Origin of the sequence: Microcystis sp. M53602_WE12 (assembly GCF_030065455.1) — a bacterium.
GTDB lineage: Bacteria > Cyanobacteriota > Cyanobacteriia > Cyanobacteriales > Microcystaceae > Microcystis > Microcystis aeruginosa.
The window spans coordinates 1-4,841 of sequence record NZ_JASJFB010000425.1; the positions used below are offsets into that span (position 1 = coordinate 1).

Sequence of the window (4,841 nt, forward strand, 5' to 3'; positions counted from 1 at the left end):
CCAGACGTTTCAGGCTTTGTTGCCCTTGTTTTGTGTACCAAGCGATGTACTACGAGAAGGATAATGCAAGGTTTTTGAAAGTCCCAATCCTATTTTCTTGCACTAACATCGGACTTTAACAGGTCAAAAGCCTTATTTTAAAAGGGTTTTACCATTATTCAGCAAGCCCTACTTAATTAGTGCATAAGCTAAAAGCAAGCTGTGACTGGGTTATAATTTTTGGAGATGTCTAATAAGGTTTTTAGATTTATTCAGCCAGCCCTAACTAACCCTTTTTTGCCTCTTCCAAGTCATGATAATGCTGATAAGCGCCAATTTCGGGGTTAAAGGGGGCGATTTCTTCAGTTACAGTTAATCCCAAACCTTCTAACATTGCTTGTAGGACAGAATCGGGGGACAGACGGAGATAATCGGGATTAATTTCTAGGGCTACATGACGATTACCGAGGTGATAGGCAGCTTTGAGGAGTAAATCGGTTGAAGGGGCGGTAATAGTGATAACTGGTTCTGGTTTAGCAATAATTTGAATAATTTCGCCGTTTTCCCCCCGCAGGAAATCGCGGTCCTGTAGAATTGTGCCGCGGGGTAAACGAAAACAGAGGGAAAAACCTTCGGGACTATCGAGACGATAACGGCTGCGGGTGCGTTCTTCGGCCGTGAGTAGAAGGCTAAAAAGTACCGTTTCTGGGGGAGGTGAACTAGCGGTATGACGGGGGGGTAAGCGCTCGGTAAAAGTTAACATGGTAGTGGTCAATAGGAAAAAACATTCTTAATTGTAGCCCTGACTCCAGCTTGACCCGAAAAACTGAGGAACTTTTTCTATTTATTTTCCCGCTGCAGACGAATCATCTCATTTTGCACCCGTCGTCTCAAGTTATCATCGGTACGAATCCAGTTAGTAATGGCGTTAAATTCAGCCGCAGTGAGGCCACTATCTTGGACAATCTTTTTTGAGTTATTACAATAATCTACGGCAATTCTTTGGGCATTAGCTGGAAGATTATTAAAGCTTTCCCGTTGGTTACAGGTAATTGCCGGGGGACTTTTGCCTAAAATTTGCGAAATTTCCTCATAAGCTTGTTTTCTTTCGGTTTCGATCCGCAAAACTGCTTTGGCATAACGTTTGATTTGGTCAGCCGTAAAATCTTGAGTATAAGCGGAGGACTGAAAACTAACCACCTCCGTCGTCCAAGAAAATTCGGGAATCAGACCGCCAAGAATGGCGATTACTGCCAAAAAAGTCACGATAAAAGAATGTCTTAAGCTTTGACCTAGATCGGCTAGGGGATAGCAGTAAATCACCATGCGAGTTTGTCGCTGAATAGATAATGATAGCAAACTTTCCAGTTAAATCCTGCTTTTTTGAATATTTTTAACGATCATAAGTTCCAATTTTAGCCAATATCTCCTGGTCCCGAACTTAATTTTTGGGCAGAAATTGCTTTGGTAAACTTTTTTAACGTTTTTGGGGGCAAAATTAGTCAAAAATCTTGGAGAGAACCGATGAACGATTTTTGGGAAGTTAGGATGCCTATCGCTTTTAGAGAATATTTATCGGCAATTTCGCCATCTAATCTCTTTTTATTAGCTTATATCGCTGTAAATCTCTCGCTTGTTCCCTTTTTTCTCTCCCCTGGCGGGGAATTGGGGGGAAATCTAGATAAATTAAAGGTTTCAGCGATTCCGATCGAGACAATTCCCGCTTAGAATAATGCAGTGGAATATATAGCCAATGAGGATTTGAGGCATTATTTAGTGATCTCGATCCTGGCGAGTCCTCAACAGGGGAACCATAATAAACTACTGACAACCACCCTAAACTCAGAAAAACCGCAAAAAAAGGAGTTAGCGCATGAATAAAGGTGAATTAATCGATCAAATCGCTCTCAAAGCCTCTGTGACCAAAAAACAAGCAGATGCTGTTCTCACTGCCGCCATCGAAACCATTATCGAAGCGGTTTCTGAGGGGGACAAAGTAACCCTAGTAGGATTCGGTTCCTTCGAGGCCCGGGAACGTCAGGCCAGGGAAGGACGCAACCCGAAAACCGGCGATAAGATGGAGATTCCGGCCACTCGCGTCCCGGCTTTCTCGGCCGGTAAACTGTTTAAAGACAGAGTAGCCCCGGATAAGGAATAATTACTGTTGAGTTTCGTTCTCGCGTAGCGAGCGCAAAGCGTTCGCTGTAAGTCTTTTGCCTAGACCTAAACATGGTGGTAATCTTGACTGGGCGGCCGCCATTGCCGGCTGTCCGGTTTCCTCTATTCTCGATTTTTCTGCCAGTATCAACCCCCTCGGTCCGCCAGAAAGCGCCCTAACCGCTATTAAAAGCCATTTAACCAGTCTGACTCGTTATCCTGACCCCGGGTATTGGCAGTTGCGTTCTGCCCTCGCCCAATGGCATGATATCGGGCCGGATTGGATTCTCCCCGGCAATGGTGCGGCCGAGTTATTAACCTGGGCCGGTCGGGAATTAGCAGCATTTGATAGTGTTTATGTACTAACACCCGCTTTTAACGATTACGAACGGGCTTTAAAAAGTTTTGGTGGAAACATCTGCAAACATTCCCTAGATTTAACCACTTTAAAGCCGGTTAATCCCGAAAAACAAGGCTTATTACTCAATAATCCCCACAATCCCACGGGGAAACTCTGGACGGTGGCGGCCATTCGTCCCTATCTATCGCAATTTGGTTTGGTGGTAGTGGATGAAGCTTTTATGGATTTTTTACCCCCGCAACAACAGGAGAGTTTAATATCTCTGTTGCCGGAATATCCCAATCTCGTGATTTTGCGTTCCCTAACTAAATTTTACAGTCTCCCCGGTTTACGTCTAGGATACGTCCTCGCCCATCCCGAGCGCCTGTTACAATGGCAAAGATGGCGCGATCCTTGGTCGGTGAATAATTTGGCCGTGGTTGCCGCTATTGCGGCAATTGAAGATAGGGATTTTCAACAACAAACTTGGGATTGGTTAACGGCGGCCCGCCAGGATTTATGGCAAGGATTAGCTAATTTTCCGCAATTACAGCCCCAAACCAGTGCCGCTAACTTCCTCTTAGTACAATCTCAATCTTCCTGTTTACCCCTACAGGAAGCTTTATTAAAATATCATCGAATTTTCATCCGCGATTGTCTCAGTTTCCCCGAATTGGGCAGCAATTATTTTCGGGTCGCTGTCCGTTTACCAGCAGAAAATCAACGATTATTATCGGCTTTAGAGAGTATTTTAGCCGCGTCTGATATTAACAACAAAAAGGCTCCCGCCAACTAGACGGGAGCCGCTGCCATCGAACTAACCGAAATTAGTCGAGGTCAGGCATTGCCAATGCGGGTTCAGTCTCGCGGTCAATTCCTTTCTCGAAACCGGCGGCGGCGGCGCGAGCGCGTCCAGCGTGCCAGAGGTGTCCAATCAGGAAGAAGAAGGCGAGAGTGAAGTGAGAGGTAGCCAACCAAGCGCGAGGAGACACATAGTTAAACGAGTTAACATCAGTGATAACGCCACCCACAGAGTTCAAGGAACCTAAAGGAGCGTGGGTCATGTATTCAGCCGCGCGGCGTACTTGCCAAGGTTGTACGTCATTTCTGATTTTGTCGAGGTCTAAACCGTTAGGACCGCGGAGGGGTTCTAACCAGGGACCGCGGAAATCCCAGAAACGCATGGTTTCACCACCGAAGATGATTTCGCCTGTGGGAGAGCGCATCAGGTATTTACCTAGACCGGTGGGGCCTTGGGCAGAAGCGACGTTAGCACCTAAGCGTTGGTCACGCACCAAGAAGGTGAAAGCTTGAGCTTGGGAAGCTTCCATACCGGTCGGACCGTAGAATTCACTGGGATAGGCGGTGTTGTTAAACCAAACGTAAACGGCGGCGATAAAGCCCATCATGGAAAGAGCGCCCAAGCTGTAGGACAGATAGGCTTCTCCAGACCAGATGAAAGCGCGGCGCGCCCAAGCAAAAGGTTTGGTGAGAATGTGCCAGATACCGCCAGCGATACAGATTAAGCCAATCCAGATGTGACCGCCGATGATATCTTCCATGTTGTTGACGCTGATAATCCAGCCTTCGCCACCGAAAGGAGCTTTGGTCAGATAACCAAAGATAACTGCGGGGTTGAGGGTAGGATTAGTGATGACGCGGACATCACCGCCACCGGGAGCCCAGGTATCATAGACACCGCCAAAGAACATGGCTTTAAATACCAACAACAGCGCGCCACAACCCAAGAGAATCAGGTGATAACCGATGATGTTGGTCATTTGGTTTTTGTCTTTCCAGTCGTAACCGAAGAAATTAGAGTATTCCTCTAGGGTTTCCGGTCCGCGGATAGCGTGGTAGATACCACCAAAACCGAGTACAGCCGAAGAAATTAAGTGCAGAACACCGGCAACGAAGTAGGGGAAGGTATCGACTACTTCACCACCAGGACCGACCCCAAAACCGAGGGTAGCTAGGTGGGGAAGCAGGATTAAACCCTGCTCGTACATCGGTTTTTCAGGGATAAAGTGGGCGGTTTCAAACAGGGTCATTGCCCCGGCCCAGAAAACGATTAAACCAGCGTGAGCGACGTGAGCGCCGAGCAGTTTACCGGAGAGGTTGATAAGACGAGCGTTACCGGACCACCAAGCGAAGCCGGTGGAACTTTGGTCACGACCAGTAGCGGTGGGGATATTAGAGAGCGTTACCACGCGGGAGAACCTCCTCAGGGAAGATAAAGTTTTCGTGGGGTTGGTCTTGGGGAGCCATCCAAGCTCTCAGACCTTCGTTAAGCAGAATATTTTTAGTGTAGAAGGTTTCAAATTCCGGGTCTTCCGCCGCTCTCAATTCCTGAGAAACGAAGTCA

Annotated in this window: 7 protein-coding genes; 3 read left to right on the top strand and 4 right to left on the bottom strand. The window is 47.2% G+C overall.

Annotation, left to right across the window (positions count from 1 at the left end):
- Positions 1 to 265 precede the first annotated feature (265 nt).
- Together ureE and PX482_RS14325 are read right to left on the bottom strand one after the other, a co-directional pair.
- Positions 266 to 742: an urease accessory protein UreE gene (gene ureE / locus PX482_RS14320; RefSeq protein ID WP_288122590.1), complete on the bottom strand. Its 477-nt coding sequence runs from the start codon at positions 740 to 742 to the stop codon at positions 266 to 268.
- A gap of 77 nt (positions 743 to 819) precedes the next feature.
- Positions 820 to 1,305: a DUF4168 domain-containing protein gene (locus PX482_RS14325; protein WP_043999093.1), complete on the bottom strand. Its 486-nt coding sequence runs from the start codon at positions 1,303 to 1,305 to the stop codon at positions 820 to 822.
- Positions 1,306 to 1,503: 198 nt separating this feature from the next.
- Here PX482_RS14325 and PX482_RS14330 point away from each other — a divergent pair, with 198 nt between their 5' ends.
- From PX482_RS14330 to cobD, 3 genes are all read left to right on the top strand, one after another.
- Complete coding sequence (locus tag PX482_RS14330; protein ID WP_002759569.1) at positions 1,504 to 1,707, top strand: hypothetical protein; 204 nt, start codon at positions 1,504 to 1,506, stop codon at positions 1,705 to 1,707.
- A 145-nt stretch (positions 1,708 to 1,852) separates the two neighbouring features.
- Positions 1,853 to 2,137 carry a non-specific DNA-binding protein Hbs gene (gene hbs / locus PX482_RS14335; protein WP_002759570.1) on the top strand — a complete coding sequence of 95 codons (285 nt, stop codon included), beginning with the start codon at positions 1,853 to 1,855 and terminating at the stop codon, positions 2,135 to 2,137.
- A 55-nt stretch (positions 2,138 to 2,192) separates the two neighbouring features.
- The gene (gene cobD, locus PX482_RS14340) at positions 2,193 to 3,272 is read left to right on the top strand and encodes a threonine-phosphate decarboxylase CobD (RefSeq protein WP_288122591.1); all 1,080 of its coding nucleotides are present in this window, start codon (positions 2,193 to 2,195) and stop codon (positions 3,270 to 3,272) included.
- Between the two features lie 31 nt (positions 3,273 to 3,303).
- On the opposite strand, the gene psbC is transcribed toward cobD, so the two are convergent.
- Complete coding sequence (gene psbC, locus PX482_RS14345) at positions 3,304 to 4,686, bottom strand: photosystem II reaction center protein CP43 (protein ID WP_002768963.1); 1,383 nt, start codon at positions 4,684 to 4,686, stop codon at positions 3,304 to 3,306.
- On the bottom strand, positions 4,670 to 4,841 hold a 172-nt coding region (locus PX482_RS14350), incomplete at its 5' end, for a photosystem II protein D2 (protein WP_271931852.1). The genes PX482_RS14350 and psbC, both read right to left, overlap by 17 nt.